Here is an 18,179-nt window from a genome sequence, read left to right on the forward strand (position 1 = left end):
TAAATAAGGAGTGAATGAATTGTTTAGACATGAGAAACGTCTTTTACATCCTGTTAAAGTTGACAGGCCAAATCCAACTTATGCAGCCATGCTTCAGGAACAATTAGGCGGTGGAAATGGTGAGCTAAAGGCAGGACTCCAATATTTTGTGCAAAGCTTTAGAATCAAAGATAAGGCTATAAAAGACCTGTTCCTTGATATTGCTGCAGAGGAATTCAGCCACATGGAAATGGTTGCTACCATGATTAACATGCTCAATGGACATGATCTGCAGGGCAATTATGCCAATGCCAATTTAGAACCCCATGTCCTTACCGGGTTATCACCTGATTTAGTTAATGCTTCAGGTGTTCCCTGGACTGGAGCTTATATTAATACAACAGGTGATTTAGCTGCTGACCTATTATCAAATATTGCCGCAGAGCAAAGAGCCAAGGTTGTTTATGAATACCTTCATCGTCAAATAAATGATAAGGGAGTAAGAGAGGCAATAGATTTTTTATTAAATAGGGAAGAAGCTCACAATGCACTTTTTAGAGAAGCATTAAATAAGGTCCAAAATACAGGCTCAAATAGAGATTTTGGTGTAGATGAAGATGCAAGGCTCTACTTTGACCTGTCTTCGCCAGGAAAGCACTTTCAGGCTCCTCAGCCAACGCCACCAGGCTTTAATAACCCCAGGGGAACCAATCACAATCAAACACAGCATCATGGTCAACAGTATGCACAACAGCAGCAGTATTATCATAATCAGAACCAAACCCAAAATCAAACGCAAAAACCTAATCAGCATCCTAACTATCAATAAACAAACACAAAAAGCAACCCCCTGGGTTATACTAATTCTCAGGGGGCATTTTTATTGCAATAATATTATTTTAAAAATGAAAAAATATGTATCCTTTTAATCTTTCTATCATTATGATAATACAAAGTACAGTTACATTTGTGATATAATTTACTAAAAATATTTTGCTAAGCCTAAGGAGATAAAAATAAATGCACAGCTTTTTTCAGTCTTTTATTGAAATTGTGCCTGCAACAATTGCATACATATTTTCCTTTATCGTGTTTCTAACTGGGATTGTAATATTTTTTGAAAAAAGGAATCCTTCACAGACTGTAGCATGGCTATTAATACTTCTTGTATTCCCTGTGGTAGGCTTTGTTTTGTATTTCTTTTTTGGAAATAACATTCGCAAGCGTGCCCTTTTTAAAAGAATGAAACTGGATAATGGTCCCATTGATTGCTATCAGTTAGTGCAGTCACAAAAAGAAAGAGTTAAACAAAAGCTTCTATTTTGCTGCGATGAATACACAGATGTTAAACACAAGCTAATCAATTTACTTTTAAATAATTCCAAATCGCCCTTTACCCATAATAATAAGTCAGAGGTGCTTACTTGTGGTGATGATGCCTTTAATTCAAAAATAGAAGCAATGGAAAATGCAAAACATCATATTCACCTTGAATATTTTATTGTTAAGGATGATAACCTTGGAAATAAAATAAAAAACATTCTAATCAAAAAGGCTAAGGAAGGAGTCAAGGTAAGGTTCATTTATGATGGACTAGGCGGCTTCGGACTGGGTAGAAAATTTCTAAAGGACCTTATAGATGCCGGTGTACAAATAAGACCATTTCTGCCAATTAGGATACCATTTTTTAATAGTGAATTTAATCATAGAAATCATCGTAAGATTTTAATAGTAGATGGTACAGTTGGGTATCTAGGGGGATTAAATATAGGTGATGAATACATTAATGAAAATCCTAGATACCCATTTTGGAGAGATACACATATTAAAATTCATGGTGAGGCAGTTTATATTTTACAAAATGTATTTCTAAAAAACTGGCGTTTCATAACTGGGGAGGTTCCAGAAGGAAGTGAATACTTCCCCAAACACGGGAAAGTGGGCCAAGAATTAATACAGATAGTACCTAGTGGCCCAGATTATGATTGGGAATCTATTCAACAGGCATATTTCTCCATAATAACTTCTGCCAAGTATAAGATTTATGTTACAACACCCTACTTAATTCCTGATGAAAGTATACTAATGGCATTAAAAACAGCAGCCTTGAGTGGTGTTGAGGTAAAAATAATTGTACCAGGTGTACCTGATAAAAAGTTTGTATATTATGCAACCTGCTCATATTTTGAGGAGCTTATCAAGGCAGGGGTACGAATATTTAAATATAACAAGGGCTTTATACATGCAAAAGTTCTAACAGTAGATAATGTTATTGCATCAATAGGCACTGCTAATTTTGATAATCGCAGCTTCCTGTATAATTTTGAAATTAATGCTTTTTGCTTCCATCCATCAACGGTAAAACGCCTTGATGAGGATTTTTATGATGACTTAAAGGAATGTGTAGAGGTTACATTAGAGTCTTTAGAGAATAAAACCCTCTGGGTAAGATTTATGGAATCAACTGCCAGGCTGGCATCACCACTATTGTAATACTTTTAGATGCAGATGCCCATTTAAAAAGGACCATTATGGGAAGAGAGGTAGTTGTTGCGGTAACAAAGGGCAGGCTTGACTTTGGAACATGGGAGCAAATTTTTTATGGTGAATTTGATGGCAACAGGGATAAAAGAGTTTTAGTTAAGATAATTGGCCAATAGGAACAATTTCATTAAGGCTGATTGCTTCTGTATTTATGGTGCATTTATATGGATATACCTCAACACCATTTTCTAAAGCTCTGTAAAATTCCCTTGTAAACAATGGATCGGTTTTTTTATTTGGGGAGAAAAGCTCAGCCCCTGGATGTTGAATTATAAACACCACACAGCTTCTAAAACCTTCTTTTTTTAGTTCTATTAGCTCACCTAGGTGTCTTGCACCCCTTACTGTGGGAGCATCTGGAAACATGGCTATATTTTCCATTACAAGGGTGCATGACTTAACCTCTAGATAGCAGGGTATCAGATCTTTGCCGGTTAAAAGGAAATCTAATCTGCTCTTTTTTACAACCGGCTCAGTACGTATTTGGTCATACTCCTTAAAGGGATTTAGAATCCCTGCGGATAAGGCCTTTTTCACCAGTTTATTGGGAACTCTGCTATCTACTGAGATCAGACTTCCGCCGTTTTTAACTAGAGTTAGATCATATTGTGTTTTGCGCCCTTCCTTTGCTGCATGACTTACATAAACCTCAGCACCAGGAAATAACAATTCTGTCAATCTGCCTGGGTCAGCTACAAAAGATCGTATCATTTCTCCAGTTTCCAATTCTACTATACCTAGAAAACGATTAGGTCTTTCTAGTAGCCTGCCCTTATTAAGCTTTGGTAGCTCCAAAAAAGCTTCAACCATTTAACCATCTCTCCTTTTTTTATAGCTGCACACCCAGATTATACAGCATTAATTGAAATGTTACCACACTCTTATCCACCTTTGAAAAATGGAAAAATATACTTGTGGCGTATACATGCACCAAGGAATACTAAGCTCCATATAATTTAAGGTGACTTTATTGAAGTTTTACAAGAGCTTATGGAGGTGGTAAATTAATGCATCCTGGTTTCATTGGCTTAATAATAGCATCTATTATAAAAGGCATAACACTCCTGGTTTCGTATATTAGCAACAATACTTTTCCCCAACCACTATCAGAAGAAGAAGAACATTTATTTTTAAAGCGGCTTAAAAGAGGTGATGAAAGGGCAAGGCACACATTAATTGAGCATAATTTACGTTTAGTTGCTCATATTACTAAAAAGTTTGAAACAAGTGGAGAAGATGTTGACGACCTAATATCAATAGGAACCCTTGGACTTATTAAAGCAATAAACACCTTTGATCAGGAAAAGGGCACAAAGCTTGCCACATATGCTGCACGATGCATTGAAAATGAAATTCTTATGCACCTCAGAGCTACAAAAAAGATAAAAGGAGAAGTCTCACTTTATGACCCCATAGGAGTAGATAAAGAGGGAAATGAATTAACTCTACTTGACGTTCTGGGTACAGACCATGATGTAGTTTCACTTAAAGTAGAAAACGACCAAGAAAAGAAAAGAGTCATAGAAATGGTTAAAAAGCTAAAGGGAAGGGAAAGGGATGTTTTACAAATGCGTTTTGGTTTATTTAATGGCTTTAGAAGGACCCAAAGGGAAATTGCTAAAAGTCTAGGAATTTCTAGATCATATGTATCCCGTATAGAAAAAAAAGCCATTAAAAATTTAATTAAGGAATTAGAAGCACATGAAAAAAGCAAATCATTTGATAAAAATTAGAAAAAAGCATAAATAAGAGGAAAAAACAGTATAATAAGAGAATGTTTTTTATCTAAACTTTTATTTATATTATTACTATGATAAAATTATCAATACCCAATCTTTGAACTATAAATTAACTATCGTAAGCAGGAGGAAACCATGTTAAATAAATTAAAGCCAAAACTATATGTAGATTCTATTTACCATATTAACTTTGAAAAGCTAAAGCAAAAGGGAATCAGCGGCATTATTATTGACCTTGACAACACTATAACCGAATGGGATAATCCCCGGCTTCCAGACACAGCATTTGATTGGTTTACAAAGATGCAACATGCAGGCCTTAAAGCCTGTATTGCATCGAATAACAGTCAGGATAGGGTTGTAAAGGCAGTAGAAAAACTAGGCATTCCTTATGTTGCAAAGGCTAATAAGCCTCGCAGAGGTGCTTTTAGAAAAGCAATGGAAATGATGAAAACGAAACCAGAGCAAACTGCAGTAGTTGGAGACCAAATTTTTACTGACATACTTGGGGGAAATCGCTTAAACCTTTTTACTATTTTAGTGGTACCTATAAATACAAAAGAGTTTATTGGTACCAAACTGGTAAGAATTGTGGAAAGAAGGGTTCTTAAATCCCTAATAACTAAAAAGGATTAGTATTTAAGATGAAAAATAAAATTAATGCAAAAACAAATCTCATTGGCATAATAGGTAACCCAGTTGGTCATAGCCTTTCTCCCTTAATACATAACCATCTTTTTGAACTATTAAATTTAAATTATGTATACCTTGCCTTTGATGTGAAGCCTGAGCTGCTGATAGACGCAGTTCATGGACTAACAGCTCTAGGTGCAAAGGGTTTTAATGTTACCGTGCCGCATAAAGAAAAAATAATGGGCCTTTTAGATCATGTGGAAAAAAATGCCCAAATAATAGGAGCGGTAAACACAGTATTGGTAGAAAACGGTAGAATTATAGGTTATAATACAGATGTTGCAGGGTTTAAAAAATCTATTGAGGAATCAGGCTTTTGTACAGCAGGTGAAGTGGTAACTGTTTTGGGAGCAGGGGGTGCTGCTAGAGCAGCTATTATTGGTTTAATAGAATTAGGTGCAAGGGAAGTCAACATAATCAATAGGAATGAAAAAAGAACCCAGGACATTATAGATTTTTATAGGGCTAATGGTATAGATAACATTAAGAGTATTCCCACAATGCATACAGATGAAGCAGTAAGACAAAGCAGATTAATTATCAACGCTACTTCTGTAGGCATGAAGGGTTATCTCCCTAATGAAAGTCCCATTTCGCCAGAATATTTTACTGCAGGAATGTGGGTTTGTGATTTGGTGTATAACCCTTTAGAAACTGTGTTCTTATCAGAGGCAAAAAAAAGAGGGTGCAATATTATAAATGGTCTTCACATGCTCGTCCACCAGGGAGCAGACTCTTTTAAAATTTGGACAAAGATTGAGCCACCCAGGGAAAAAGTAAAGGAGTTTCTGCAAAAAAATATTTCCTACATGTGAAAGGAGGGAGATATTTATTGTTTGAGAAACTTACAAAAGAAGGTGAAAATAAATGACTTTACTTATTACTATTTTAGGATTAGTTATTGGGTCCTTTTTGAACGTTTGTATTTATAGAATACCTAAGGGGAAATCGGTAATCTATAAGCCATCAAATTGTACCTCCTGCAATACTAACCTGGAGATTTTAGATCTAATTCCCTTGATAAGCTATATATTGTTAAGAGGCAAATGCAGGTATTGTGGAGAAGGAATTAAGGTACGCTATCCCCTTGTTGAAATACTAACAGGAGGGATTTTTTTAATAACATATTTATACATTGGATTTGATGTGCTTCTAATTAAATACTTAGTCCTATTTTCAGTACTTATAGTAGCAACCTTTATTGATTTGGATCACCAGATAATTCCAAACAAGCTTGTTTTTCTCATTTTCACTTGGGGAATTATCTGGCAGATTTTTTATCCAGAACTATTTTGGTATCAAAGCATAGGAGGAGCTATCCTCGGAGGGGGACTTCTTTTCCTGGCTGCAATTATCAGTCGTGGTGGCATGGGCGGAGGGGATATTAAATTAATGTTTGCAGCGGGTTTTATTTTAGGCATATCTGCAACAGCCCTGGCATTATTCTTGAGCTTCCTGGCTGGGAGCATCATAGGCATGGTACTGATACTACTCCGAATAAAAGGTAGGAAGGATCCAATACCTTTTGGTCCTTTCCTTAGCTTGGGTATTTTCATTGCAGCATTATGGGGATACGAAATAATTAAGCTGTATTTAAAACTAATGTTTTAAATCCTATACATCAATGTATGGGGTTTTTTGTTTACCAACAAGACTGTTTACTACTGTAAAAAAATTAGTTTCTTATCAGGGTTAATTAAAAAACTTTCTACTTTTTTGTCAAACTATGTTATTATTTGATAAATAGGTAAATATTTAAATGAAATTTCGGATATCTTGGATAACATTCGTCTTTGATAAATGAGGGGGACAGTATATTTATGACCAGTGAATTTGAACGTGTTTATAAAGATAAATACCCGGTAAATATAGATAAACTGCTGGAAACTACCTGCAAAAACTCCGGATCAGATTTACATCTTGCAGTTGGCATACCGCCCATGGCCAGAATAAAAGGAAAATTGGTTCCTTTAGAATTTCCAGTTTTAAGTGTAAAGGCTGTTGAAGAGTTAGTAATGGCTGTAGTACAACCAGAGTACAAAAGGTATTTTGAAGAAAACTTAGAACTTGATTTATCCTATTCTCTACCTGGTATTGCACGATTCAGGGGCAATATAATGAAGCAAAGGGGTACTCTAGCTGCTGTGTTTAGAATAGTTCCTTTTGACGTTCCCGATATAAATATTTTAGGTCTGCCACCAGCAGTAAAGGATCTTTGTTTTTTATCAAGGGGTTTGGTTCTGGTAACAGGCCCTACAGGCAGTGGCAAATCTACTACCTTAGCTGCCATGGTTGATTTAATTAACAGTGAAAGAAGAGTCAATATTGTTACAATAGAGGACCCAATTGAATTTCTTCATAAGCATAAAAACTCAGTAGTTAAACAAAGAGAAGTGGGGTTAGATACCCGTTCTTTTGCAAATGCTTTAAAGCATGTTTTAAGGCATGATCCAGATGTTATTCTTGTGGGGGAGATGAGAGATGTGGAGAGTATAGCTATTGCTCTTACAGCTGCAGAGACCGGCCATCTGGTTTTTTCTACCCTTCACACACAGACCGCACCCCATACAATTAACAGGATAGTTGATGTTTTTCAGGATTATAAAAGGGATCAGGTTCGCCAACAGCTTGCAAATACCCTTAGAGGAGTTATTTCACAGCAGCTCATACCTACTGCAGATGGAAAGGGTAGAGTAGTTGCTGTTGAGTTCATGAAGGATACCCCTGCCATACGCAACATGATTAGAGAAGGCAAAGAGCACCAGTTATATAGCGCCATTCAAACTAACCGTAACATGGGCATGCAAACCATGGATCAAGCACTGGCCAATTTGTATGCTAAGGGTAAGATTAAAAAAGAAGTGGCTCTAGAGTACTGCATAGACAGAGTAGAAATAGAAAGGATAATGCAGCGAGTAGAAAGCAATTCTAGTTATTTTTGGAACAATTAGTAAAGTTTATGTGCAAATCGTGAAAAAGGCAGATGGGAATCACACAGAGCTTATATAAAATATTATTTTGCTAGTGAAAGAGGGTTGGATAATGAGTGTCTATTCTTATGAGGTAGTTGACAATAATGGCAACCTAACTGTGGGAGAAATAGAAGCTGATGATTTTTCAAAGGCAACAAGAAAATTAAGAGAAAAGGGATATATGGTTGTTGATATTAAGGAAACGAAATCTATAATGAAGGTAAGCATATTTAACAGACCCAGAAAGGTTAAACTTGGAGAATTAAGTCTGTTCAGCCGTCAATTGGCTGCAATGCTTGATGCAGGTATCCCTTTAACTCGTGCTCTATTTACACTAAGCAAACAGATTCCAAACCCTACCTTTAAAAAAACAGTTAGTGAGATTGCTTCTAATGTTGAAGGAGGTTTTAGCTTTACCGAGGCTATTAGTGCACATCCAAAGATATTTAATCCATTGTATGTAGGCATGATAAAAGCTGGTGAGGTAGGTGGTACCCTTGAAAAATCTCTCCTAAGGCTCTCAGATCAGCTGCAGAAGGATAAATCTTTAAGAGACAACATTCGTGCAGCAACTTTTTATCCAACATTGGTACTTGCTTTTGCCTGTATTATTTTTACTATTATGATGGTATTTGTTGTGCCAATTTTTGTGAGTATGTTTCCGGCAGATATAGAATTACCCATGTTAACTAAAATTGTAGTAGGCTTATCAGATATGATAAGAGCCTATTGGTATTTATGGATAATTGCTATTGTGGCAATCATGTCTGGTATTCGTTATTATCTAAAATCTCCCATGGGCAGCTACCAGTGGGACAAAATCAAACTAAAATTGCCTGTATTTGGCGAATTAATGCATAAAGCAGTTCTTGCAAGGTTTTCTAGAACCCTCTCAACCTTATTATCAGGGGGAATTCCAGTTCTGCAAGCCCTTGAGGTTTCAGGAGCAGCTTCCGGCAATTTAATTATTGCTGAGGCTGTTAATAATGCACGAGAAAAGATACAAGAAGGAAGAAGTATAGCTGAGCCATTGGATGAAAGTGGAATGTTTCCTCCCATGGCGATACATATGATTTCAGTAGGTGAAGAAACAGGGTCACTATCAACTCTTCTAACTAAAATTGCTGAATTTTTTGAAGATGAGGTAACTACTATGACAAAGGGATTAACATCCCTTTTGGAGCCAATTTTATTAATTGTTATTGGTATACTTGTAGGTGGTATGGTTATGGCATTATATCTGCCTATATTTACCGCCATAACAACGGTAGGAGGCTAAAAACATGAGCTTAGGAGTTACTGCTGATTTACAAAACCGAAAGGATGCTTTAGAGAAAGCTGCCCTCGACTATTCACTAAATGAAAGAAAAGAAGCTTTAGAAAGGCTTTTAGAAGCGGGGAATGGATTGGTAACTTACTATGCCAGACAATATTCTGGTGGACGTATTATAGAAGACTTGAAACAGTCGGGGTATGAAGGGTTAATCAAGGCTGCAAAAAGATATGATCCTAGCAGGCAGGTTCGTTTTTCCACCTTTGCCTCTCATTACATTATGGGTGAAATAAGACATGAAATTAATAGGGAAGCAAGGTTTGTTCGATCTGAATGGATAATTAGAGTACAAAACAAAATTAATAATGCCATTGATGAATTAAGACAGCAAAATAGTCAGGAGCCAACTTTAAAGGAAATATCAGAGTTTGTAAATATCCAAGAGGAAGGTATTGTTCAAGCTATGCTTGCTGGGAGAGTGCCCCTGGATAAAATTGACTTTGCTCGTATTAGAAACATCCGTTATAACAGTTTTCAACTCCCAGTTGAAGATAAAATCTTAGTTCAACAGGCTATGCAAAAGCTTAGCGAAGTACAAAAGCAGGTTGTATACTTAATTTTTTACAAGGATTTTAACCAAACTCAGGTGGCAGAACGGCTTGGGATAAACCAAAGAAGAGTATCCAGGATTCTAAATCGTGCATTAACTAAATTAAGATATTTAATCATAGTTTAGGGGATGGGAAAATGTTTTTGTTAGGTAGAAAAAGAACAATTGGCTTGGAAATAGATGACTGTGAGGTTAGGGCTGTAGAGCTGGAAAAAAAAAGAGGAAATATTTATCTTTTAAACTGGGGTAGAATGACCATTGAACCAGGGCTTGTAAAAGACGGCATAATTAATGAACCACAAAAGCTTGGATTGTCCATTTCAAAACTATGGAATGAAAGAAAATTTAAAAGCACTAGTGTTGTTTTAGGAGTATCTAATCAAGGAGTTCTGGTCAGGTTTGCATATTTTCCAAAAATCCCAGAAAACAAACTGGACAAGTTTATTCGTTTTCAATCACAGGGATTTCTTCCTGTTCCTTTAGACACTATTGTATTTGATTACTCAGTTGTAGGTGAAGTAGTAGACAACGAAGATAACAAAAAGCTTCATGTGCTCCTTGTAGGGGCTAAAAGGGACATGATCAATGGCTACATACAGACGTTAAATTTTGCTAAGCTAGAACCACTAGATATTGAGGTATCTCCTTTAGCTTTGCTCAGGTCAATTAATAAAGAAGATAAAAGGAAAGTAGTAGCTGTAGTAGATATTAATTATGGATTATCCAGTATAGTGGTTTCTGAATTTGGAGTACCAAAATTAGCAAGGATGGTCCAGTCAAATTTGACACTTGCTGCAAAAATGTCTGCTTGTTCAGTAGAGGATATAATATCCGGACAAAAGGAATTCTTGCCTGAAACACTAGCTGTATTGTCAGAGATACTTGCAGGTGAGATACATACCTCAATTGGTTATTATTTAGCCCAAAGGAATTCTAGAGATGTGGATAAAATAATTTTAAGTGGTAGGGGAGCTAATTATACAGGACTGGCTGAAAATTTAAAAGACATGTTAAATGTCCCTGTAGAACCTATAAAACCCCTGGAAAATATATTTAATAAAAGTAGTATTGGAGCTGACTTTAATAAATACTTGGACTTTTCCTTGAGCTTAAGTTTGGCTTATAAGGGAATGGAGGAATAGGAATTGAATAATGTTAGTTTGCTGCCACCAGAAATAAAACTATACAGGCAGTCAAGGCAGAAAATGAAATTTTACTCTTTTATTTTAATTATTGGATTTATGGTTCTCTTATTAATCTACTTTTCCCTAATATTTGCCAACATACAAGCAAGGTCTGAATTAACTGTTTTAAGAAATGAAAAGATTATTCTGGAAAATGAAATCTCAATTCTCAAAAAATATGAGCAGATGCAGGAACAAGTCATCTATTTAAACCGTACCTTTGAAAAAATTATGGAAAGGGTTCCGGACTGGGAAGGGGTGCTGCTGGATATTGGTTTTAGTATTCCAGATGGTGTGTGGTTAACAGATATTACTGCTACTCATAGTACAACTAGTGAAAGTATTGGTGGAGACTTACTCATTAGGGGAACAGGGGTAAATAACCTATTAGTTGCTGCTTGGCTGGAAGAAATTCGGGTCATGTCTTTTGTAAATAATGCCAATATTAACTTTGTAAGCAAACGAATTGTTGATAATCATGAAGTAATTCAATTTGAAATAAAGGTGGCAGTCAAGCCAGGTGAAAACTATAGTCCCTTTTTAAAAGGGGGTAAAAATTAATGAAAAAGAAAATCTCACCTCAAAAGGCTGTTATTGCATTGTTTTGCACTGCAGTTTTTGGTTTCACGCTATTTGCAATATACTCCCAGATATTATCGCTACAGACTGTTAAAGCTCAAATAAAAGCAGAACAAAATTTAATTGTAAAAGCTCAAATGAACCTTCAGGTTTTAAATACTTTGAGAGAACATGAAGCTTTTATGGTCAATCAGATAAAGATTTTAAATAATGCAATTCCCCCGGTTGTTGATGAACTCTCAACTATATTACATATAGAGAGTGCACTTGGATTTCCTGAAAGTGAAATTATTGATATCCGTTTTGAAAGCAAGATTTCTAAAGATGGATATGATGAACTGCCTGTAAAAGTAATATATGAGGGCTATTACCATGGATTAACAGCTTTTTTAAATAATCTGCAGCATGGTTCAAGAATCATTCGTATTGATAGTGTTAGGATCTCGCGAGGAAGTGCCGGATTTCCACATATAAAAGCTGATATAAATATCAGTACCTTTTATTCGAAATAATTAACTGCTAAGTGGGGTGGAAAGATTTGAAATTAAATGTTCTAAAAAGCTACATTGGCAGCTATTTAGTTGAAAAAGGTGAAATAACTGAAGAACAGCTTCAGGAGGCTTTAACTTATCAAAATAATGCCCAGGGAAAAAGAAAGTACCTTGGTCAGGTACTGGTAGAGTTAGGGTACACTACTGAGGAAAAGGTTTCCATGGCAGTTGCCAAGCAAGCAGGAGTTCCCTTCGTTTCACTTGAAAAGTTTCAAATAGATCCAGCAGCTGTAGCTTCTATTGAACAGGAGACGATTAAAAGATATCAAGCTCTCCCAATTGCCTTTGATAATGGAAGATTAGTTGTTGCAATGGTACAACCAAGAGATGTAATTGCAATAGATGACCTGCGCATTATTTCTGGCTATGAAATTCAACCAGTTCTTGTGTCAGATAGTGAATTAAAAGCAGCCATGGAAAAAACAATTCGTACAAATTTACATGTGAAACAGGCTCCAGAGGAAGATGTTCATGAAGAAATAGTTCTGGGGCAGGATGCAGCTGAAAGGCCGGCAGTAAAGCTTGCTAATCTAATATTAAGTCAGGCTGTCCAGACTAATGCAAGTGACATTCATATTGAACCCCAGGAGAGAAATCTACGGATAAGATTTAGGATTGATGGAGTTTTACACGAAACCATGAGACCTCCCCGAAGAATAGGACCGTCTCTAGTTTCACGTATAAAGGTTATGGCCAACATGGATATTGCCGAAAGACGTATTCCACAGGATGGCCGTACTACATTAAAAATAGACGGCAAAACAATTGATTTTAGAGTTGCATCACTCCCATCTGCCTATGGGGAAAAGCTTACCTTAAGAATATTGGACAGAAGTACTGAACTAATTACTTTAGAGGGTCTTGGATTTCCTAACCATCAGCTTAAAAGGTTTAACAACATAATGAAACTGCCGTATGGCTTCATTCTAGTTACAGGACCTACCGGTAGTGGGAAAAGTACTACCTTATATTCTGTATTAAAAGAGCTTAACTCAGTCACAAAACACATAATTACGGTAGAAGACCCTATAGAAAGACGGATTGATGGTATAAACCAGGTTCAGGTTAATAATCAGGCAGGCATGACCTTTGCTTCAGGCTTAAGATCAATTCTACGTAATGATCCTGACATTATTATGGTTGGAGAGATTAGAGATTATGAAACAGCGCGTATAGCTGTTGAATCAGCACTAACTGGACACCTGGTTTTTTCAACCTTACATACAAATGATGCAGCCGGTGCCATATCTAGATTAGCAGATATGGGGATAGAGCCATATCTAACTGCTTCTTCTTTAATAGGTGTAGTAGCCCAGAGATTAATACGTACCTTGTGTCCCCATTGCAAGCTGCTTTACAATTTGTCAAGACAGGAACTGTTAAAAAGTGTTCCTGATTTTCCACTAGACAAGGGTGAGGAGGTCGTTGGTTTATATAAACCTCAGACCTGTGTCAAGTGTAATGAAACAGGTTATAGGGGCAGGGTAGGAGTCTTTGAATTATTGCTTGTAAGTGATGCCGTTAGCAAGCTGACACTATTAAGAAGCTCAGCCAGGGAAATAAGGGAAGTTGCTGTTCAAGAAGGAATGAGCACCCTTCGTCAGGAAGGCCTGATAAAGGCCAAGCAGGGGATTACATCTCTTGAAGAAGTGCTTCGAGTAATCGTGTAATTATAGGAGTTTTATTCTTTTTGATGAATTTTCTTAATTTAGGAAGGGAAGTGCTGGTGGGTGAGTGAGCCTAATATCAACAATGAATTAGAAAGGGAAACTAGGCTAAAAGATTTTATTTTAAAAAATAAGAGATTAGTTTTTTTATTAGCTATATTAGCAGTTGTAATAGCCGCTGGAATTTCAGTAAACTTATGGATTAACCAAGCAAATACTCTTGCTGAAGAAGACCTTTTGCCTCCAGATTCGGGTATTATCAAGGATCAACTGGCTGAAATTCTTCCCAAAACTGAAAGGACAGATGAAACTGAACAATACTCAACTGGCAGCACTTTAATCCCCATGGACCCTTTCATGGGACCAATGGTATTGTTGGGTGTGGTAAATTCAGGCAAGGGTGAGTGCCTGGCAATTATTAAAGCCGGCAATACAACCTTCGTTGCAAAGGAGGGAGAACAGATAGTCGATTATTGGACGCTTAATGAAGTAAAAAGAGATTATGCAGTGCTAATTTCTGAGGAAAGGCAAACCACTTTAAAACTTTCTGGCACTTCCATGGCAAAGTCTTCAACAGCTATTTCAGGAAATAACATTTCTTTTGACTTTAGAAACGCTGATGTGAGAGATGTTCTGTCAACCCTTGCAATCAAGCTAAATGCTAATCTTATCTATACAGAAAGCCCAACAAACATAACTTTAAAAGCAGAAAATGTTTCACCAGTTAAGGCTCTGGAGCTGCTTTCTCATCAGCTTGGCTATGGTTATGTTCAGCAAGGTAAACTTATTGTAGTTGGAAGCACGAATAAGCTTCATTCAGATTTTTTCAACCAAATGGTCATTACAAGATTTAATCTTAGCTTCGTTGAGGCAAGTATTATAGAGCCTATAATATCAAAACTGGCACTACCGGTAAAGAGCATTACCATTTCAACTAATCAACAGGCAATTTGGATTCAGGGTACACCACAAGCCCTTCTTAAAGTCCAGGAACTTATAGCTGCAATTGATAAGCCAGAAAATGCTGGCAAAGCCGAGGAGACAATATCCCTTGCCTATAGAAGCATCTGGACTAATGTTATCTCACCAGAGAGAGTTATTGCACTTCTTGGTCAGGCTGGTTTGGAAGTGCAGAATTCAGTTATAATTGGCAGCAGAATTCTAGTATTTGATTCAGATTTGTTTAGTAGATGGCAGGAGATAGAAGCCCTTGTAAGAGAATTAGATAATATGAACGCTATTGATTACAGAGTATTTTCCTTTTCCCTTAGGAATACTGTGGCTGGAGATGCTGCAGAAAGACTATTAGAATTTGGATATGGGGAATCTGTAAAAACAATTACATTTAACTATCCTGAGTTTGGCAGAGAATTACTTGTTATTTGTCCGCCAAACTTAGAAGCACAAGTATATAGCTCTTTAGTTGCTATTGATGGAAATAGATCTAAAGTAAAATTACCTATTACTAGTGCAACTGGCAGCAATGCCAGATCTGAGCTAATAGCTAAACGCAAGCTCCTTAGTGAATTAACTGGAATATCTGTTAATGAAATGTATATATCAGATAACATTTCAGGCAATAGTGACAGTCCGCACCATGTACTATGGATTGAACAGACACCAGATAATGTTAGACTTTTAAACAATTATATTAAGATGTTTGACCAAAAAATTCATCCATAATTTTCATTGAACAATGCTCAAGCAAAGGACGAGGTGAGTGCTTATGTTTAAGAAGAATGAAGAAGGAATCGCAATGATTGCAGCCATCCTTGCTGTCCTTGTCCTCACTATACTTGGCTTTAGCCTATGGAACTACAGCATGGCAGAAACCATTCAAACCCAAAGAGAAGAAATGAGAATGCAAGCATATTATATTGCCAGGTCAGGTGCAGAGTCTGTAGCTAATCACCTTGTGAATCAACCTATGGGCCCACTAAAGGAAGAAATTGATGATGCTTACCCCAACTCTGTTACTTCAAGTGTGGTAGATATGGGCAATGGAAGTTTTATCATAACTGCCACCAAGCTTGATTCCACCTCAGTACTAATAGAGTCAGTAGGTACTGTTGAAAATGTAACTCAAAAGGTATCTATTACACTGCAGGGTTTTTCGCAAAATTGGAGTCTATTTGAACATGCCCTCTTAGCGAAAGGGAAAATTGCCCTTGGCCCCAATAGTCAGGTTACAGGAGGCAGCATTGCCACAGTATTATCCCAATCTGATAATCCAATAGATAATAAAAGCCATAACATAAATAACGACCAATTACTCTATGGTGTAAATGCTGTTTTTCCGCCCATTGAAATTCCAGATACAGATGAATACGGGAATGCAGTGGTATATACGTTCATACCAGGGACTTATAGACCTAATTCTAACCAAACCATAAACACACATACACGGTTTAACTCTGTTGATATAAGAGGTAATCGCATTATAACGTTTGATACTAAGGGAAAAGACTTGTATATTTTTTGTGATGGTCAGTTTAGTGTTGGCGGAAACGCGACCATCAATGTCATTGGTGGTGGACGTACGTTGATTTATACTTCTAGTTTTGATTTAAGCGGAGCCATGTCTACATCAGGGAACAGCGGTATTTTTGTATTTGCTTATGGTTCCGGAACGGCCCTTCGGGTTCGTGGTACTATTAACGCAGCAGTAGCCATGTATGCAGATCAAGGCACTGCCAATTTAAATGGAGCTACAGCAACCATTTACGGCTCCATTGTTGCAACAGAAATTAATCTAGGTAACAGTAATGTGCATTTTACCCAGGTTAACGATTATGGTATTTTCAATGAAACTGCCAATGCTTACAAGATTATTCAGTGGGGAGATTAATGATGGTCACCATGTTAAGAAACAGAACTTTTCAAAAAAATAATGGCTTTACCCTAGTGGAAGTCCTGGTGGCACTATCTATTATAACAATTATTGTTATTTCCTTTACAACTCTCCTTGCGTCCAGTTATGTTAATATAGTTTCTGCTGGCAAAAAGAGCCTTGCCAGCTATAGTGTGCAGGAGGAAATGGAAGAACGCATAGCCCATGAACAGGCCACAGATGTTGGCGATCTTCAAATACCTTTTCCCAAAGCAGGTAATATCAACGTTGCTGGTGGGTTTATAGAACTCCAAAACACACAGGGTGTCCACACTTCTCAATCCACGGCATTTTTGCCGGTTCTTGTGGTAATCATTGAACCGGATCCTGAATATCACCTGGTTGGTCTTGCCCAGACAATTACTGTCAATATCAAAACCAGAAATGTAATTGATGGAAAAGTTGTTAAGGCAGCTATTTATAAACTTACAGATCCAGAAACAATTTTAGATGATACAACTGGTGTAATTAATGGCAATACAGCAACACTTTTTCTGGAGGTTTCAGCTGACTATAATCCAGGTACTAATGAAAATGATTTCAACCATATTATTAGTATTGAAATTGATGATGTTGATCGTGTATTTAAAGTGCCTTATCGAGTTTTTAGGCCAGCATTTCTTGCAGGAGCTGCTTCAGGCAAAATCTATGCTGCTTCAAATCCAGCCGATCTATGGGATGAGATAAATACGCCAGTAACCCATGATATATTGGATATTTATAGTTTGGCAAATACCTTCTTTGCTGTAGGCAGAGGTGGAACGATTCTTTTCTCTGAAAATGGTAGTACTTGGGATTCTTTAGCAAGTGGTACAACAAATGACCTATATGCAATGGCTGCTAATGGTTCTAACCTGATCATTGTTGGTCAGAAGGGAACCTTATTGTCTTCAAATAATAATGGAGTAACATGGATTGATAATAGTTCCTCTATTATTGATTTTTATGAGGAAGTGGATGATACTCCAGTATTCAAAAGTATTACAAACAATCTCCATGCTGTGGCGAATATTGGGACAAATTTTGTGGCCGTAGGCAATGGCGTTATTTTATTTTCTCAGGATAATGGTGTTTCCTGGGAAGAGGTAGTGGTTAATGGCAATATTATTTTTAATGATGTTATTTATACTGGCTCTAAATTTATTGCTGTAGGTAATGGCGGAATTATTTATATTTCATTAGATGGTGTCAATTGGTCATCACTAAATATTACTCATGCAAATTTAAATGGCATTACCTACACTACAGGAAAAATTGTTGTTGTAGGTACTGGAGGAAGTATTTTATATTCCACAGACCATGGGTCAACCTGGTCATCAGCCACAAAGGGTACTACAAATAATCTTACAGATATAACCTATGGGTATAATTCCTTTGTAGCTGTCGGTGCTAACGGTATTATTTTAAAATCAATAAATGGTGAACAATGGCAGATTATTCCAACCCCAGATATAACATTCAACCTGCTTTCGGTCACTGATCGTTAAATAAAATGTAG

At 36.7% G+C, this 18,179-nt stretch carries 16 protein-coding genes and 2 pseudogenes; 17 read left to right on the forward strand and 1 reads right to left on the reverse strand.

The genetic code is table 11. From position 1 onward, the window contains the following. Positions 1-19: 19 nt before the first annotated feature. The 3 genes and pseudogenes from K364_RS24950 to K364_RS24955 all read left to right on the forward strand — a co-directional run. Positions 20-682, forward strand: a pseudogene (locus K364_RS24950) (manganese catalase family protein); the annotation flags it as partial. Positions 683-999: 317 nt separating this feature from the next. Then, positions 1,000-2,472 carry a cardiolipin synthase gene (cls, locus tag K364_RS0119805; protein ID WP_035270426.1) on the forward strand — a complete coding sequence of 491 codons (1,473 nt, stop codon included), beginning with the start codon at positions 1,000-1,002 and terminating at the stop codon, positions 2,470-2,472. Positions 2,473-2,480: 8 nt separating this feature from the next. Next, a pseudogene (locus K364_RS24955) lies at positions 2,481-2,639 on the forward strand (YjbQ family protein); the annotation flags it as partial. On the opposite strand, the gene sfsA reads toward K364_RS24955, so the two are convergent. Then, on the reverse strand, positions 2,620-3,333 hold the full coding sequence (gene sfsA, locus K364_RS0119815) for a DNA/RNA nuclease SfsA (protein ID WP_028309447.1): 714 nt from the start codon (positions 3,331-3,333) through the stop codon (positions 2,620-2,622). The pseudogene K364_RS24955 and the gene sfsA overlap by 20 nt on opposite strands. A 197-nt stretch (positions 3,334-3,530) precedes the next feature. On the opposite strand from sfsA, the gene sigK reads away from it, so the two are divergent. The 14 genes from sigK (at position 3,531) to K364_RS0119885 (ending at position 18,168) form a co-directional block, all read left to right on the forward strand. Next, on the forward strand, positions 3,531-4,256 hold the full coding sequence (sigK, locus tag K364_RS0119820; RefSeq protein WP_028309448.1) for an RNA polymerase sporulation sigma factor SigK: 726 nt from the start codon (positions 3,531-3,533) through the stop codon (positions 4,254-4,256). 141 nt (positions 4,257-4,397) lie between these two features. Beyond that, positions 4,398-4,898, forward strand: coding sequence for a YqeG family HAD IIIA-type phosphatase (locus tag K364_RS0119825; RefSeq protein WP_028309449.1), 501 nt, complete (start codon positions 4,398-4,400; stop codon positions 4,896-4,898). 8 nt (positions 4,899-4,906) lie between these two features. Continuing rightward, positions 4,907-5,770, forward strand: coding sequence for a shikimate dehydrogenase (gene aroE, locus K364_RS0119830; RefSeq protein WP_028309450.1), 864 nt, complete (start codon positions 4,907-4,909; stop codon positions 5,768-5,770). Positions 5,771-5,822: 52 nt separating this feature from the next. Then, entirely contained in the window at positions 5,823-6,566 is a 744-nt protein-coding gene (locus K364_RS0119835) for a prepilin peptidase (RefSeq protein WP_028309451.1), read from the forward strand. Positions 6,567-6,775: 209 nt separating this feature from the next. Then, entirely contained in the window at positions 6,776-7,906 is a 1,131-nt protein-coding gene (locus K364_RS0119840) for a type IV pilus twitching motility protein PilT (protein ID WP_035270429.1), read from the forward strand. A 91-nt stretch (positions 7,907-7,997) separates the two neighbouring features. Beyond that, entirely contained in the window at positions 7,998-9,206 is a 1,209-nt protein-coding gene (locus tag K364_RS0119845) for a type II secretion system F family protein (RefSeq protein ID WP_028309453.1), read from the forward strand. 4 nt (positions 9,207-9,210) lie between these two features. Further along, positions 9,211-9,936 carry a sigma-70 family RNA polymerase sigma factor gene (locus K364_RS24960; protein ID WP_051534260.1) on the forward strand — a complete coding sequence of 242 codons (726 nt, stop codon included), beginning with the start codon at positions 9,211-9,213 and terminating at the stop codon, positions 9,934-9,936. A gap of 11 nt (positions 9,937-9,947) precedes the next feature. After that, positions 9,948-10,952, forward strand: a complete 1,005-nt coding sequence (pilM, locus tag K364_RS0119855; protein WP_028309454.1) for a type IV pilus assembly protein PilM — start codon at positions 9,948-9,950, stop codon at positions 10,950-10,952. A 3-nt stretch (positions 10,953-10,955) separates the two neighbouring features. Then, on the forward strand, positions 10,956-11,555 hold the full coding sequence (locus K364_RS0119860; protein WP_028309455.1) for a PilN domain-containing protein: 600 nt from the start codon (positions 10,956-10,958) through the stop codon (positions 11,553-11,555). After that, positions 11,555-12,085, forward strand: coding sequence for a type 4a pilus biogenesis protein PilO (gene pilO / locus K364_RS0119865; RefSeq protein WP_028309456.1), 531 nt, complete (start codon positions 11,555-11,557; stop codon positions 12,083-12,085). The genes K364_RS0119860 and pilO overlap by 1 nt, the downstream gene beginning before the upstream one ends. Before the next feature lie 26 nt (positions 12,086-12,111). Further along, positions 12,112-13,794 carry a GspE/PulE family protein gene (locus K364_RS0119870; protein WP_028309457.1) on the forward strand — a complete coding sequence of 561 codons (1,683 nt, stop codon included), beginning with the start codon at positions 12,112-12,114 and terminating at the stop codon, positions 13,792-13,794. Positions 13,795-13,854: 60 nt separating this feature from the next. After that, the gene (locus K364_RS24965) at positions 13,855-15,474 is read left to right on the forward strand and encodes a hypothetical protein (RefSeq protein WP_051534261.1); all 1,620 of its coding nucleotides are present in this window, start codon (positions 13,855-13,857) and stop codon (positions 15,472-15,474) included. Positions 15,475-15,517: 43 nt separating this feature from the next. Further along, the gene (locus K364_RS0119880) at positions 15,518-16,639 is read left to right on the forward strand and encodes a DUF7305 domain-containing protein (RefSeq protein WP_028309458.1); all 1,122 of its coding nucleotides are present in this window, start codon (positions 15,518-15,520) and stop codon (positions 16,637-16,639) included. Further along, on the forward strand, positions 16,639-18,168 hold the full coding sequence (locus K364_RS0119885; protein ID WP_028309459.1) for a DUF6242 domain-containing protein: 1,530 nt from the start codon (positions 16,639-16,641) through the stop codon (positions 18,166-18,168). The genes K364_RS0119880 and K364_RS0119885 overlap by 1 nt, the downstream gene beginning before the upstream one ends. Positions 18,169-18,179 lie beyond the last annotated feature (11 nt).

The organism is Desulfitibacter alkalitolerans DSM 16504 (assembly GCF_000620305.1).
Classification (GTDB): Bacteria; Bacillota; DSM-16504; order Desulfitibacterales; family Desulfitibacteraceae; genus Desulfitibacter; species Desulfitibacter alkalitolerans.

What these genes read in the sequence shown, in the direction of transcription:
- cls (WP_035270426.1), top strand. Translation starts at nt 1,000, where the DNA reads ATGCACAGCTTTTTTCAGTCTTTTATTGAAATTGTGCCTGCAACAATT.
- sfsA (WP_028309447.1), bottom strand. Translation starts at nt 3,333, where the DNA reads ATGGTTGAAGCTTTTTTGGAGCTACCAAAGCTTAATAAGGGCAGGCTA.
- sigK (WP_028309448.1), top strand. Translation starts at nt 3,531, where the DNA reads ATGCATCCTGGTTTCATTGGCTTAATAATAGCATCTATTATAAAAGGC.
- K364_RS0119825 (WP_028309449.1), top strand. Translation starts at nt 4,398, where the DNA reads ATGTTAAATAAATTAAAGCCAAAACTATATGTAGATTCTATTTACCAT.
- aroE (WP_028309450.1), top strand. Translation starts at nt 4,907, where the DNA reads ATGAAAAATAAAATTAATGCAAAAACAAATCTCATTGGCATAATAGGT.
- K364_RS0119835 (WP_028309451.1), top strand. Translation starts at nt 5,823, where the DNA reads ATGACTTTACTTATTACTATTTTAGGATTAGTTATTGGGTCCTTTTTG.
- K364_RS0119840 (WP_035270429.1), top strand. Translation starts at nt 6,776, where the DNA reads ATGACCAGTGAATTTGAACGTGTTTATAAAGATAAATACCCGGTAAAT.
- K364_RS0119845 (WP_028309453.1), top strand. Translation starts at nt 7,998, where the DNA reads ATGAGTGTCTATTCTTATGAGGTAGTTGACAATAATGGCAACCTAACT.
- K364_RS24960 (WP_051534260.1), top strand. Translation starts at nt 9,211, where the DNA reads ATGAGCTTAGGAGTTACTGCTGATTTACAAAACCGAAAGGATGCTTTA.
- pilM (WP_028309454.1), top strand. Translation starts at nt 9,948, where the DNA reads ATGTTTTTGTTAGGTAGAAAAAGAACAATTGGCTTGGAAATAGATGAC.
- pilO (WP_028309456.1), top strand. Translation starts at nt 11,555, where the DNA reads ATGAAAAAGAAAATCTCACCTCAAAAGGCTGTTATTGCATTGTTTTGC.
- K364_RS0119880 (WP_028309458.1), top strand. Translation starts at nt 15,518, where the DNA reads ATGTTTAAGAAGAATGAAGAAGGAATCGCAATGATTGCAGCCATCCTT.
- K364_RS0119885 (WP_028309459.1), top strand. Translation starts at nt 16,639, where the DNA reads ATGATGGTCACCATGTTAAGAAACAGAACTTTTCAAAAAAATAATGGC.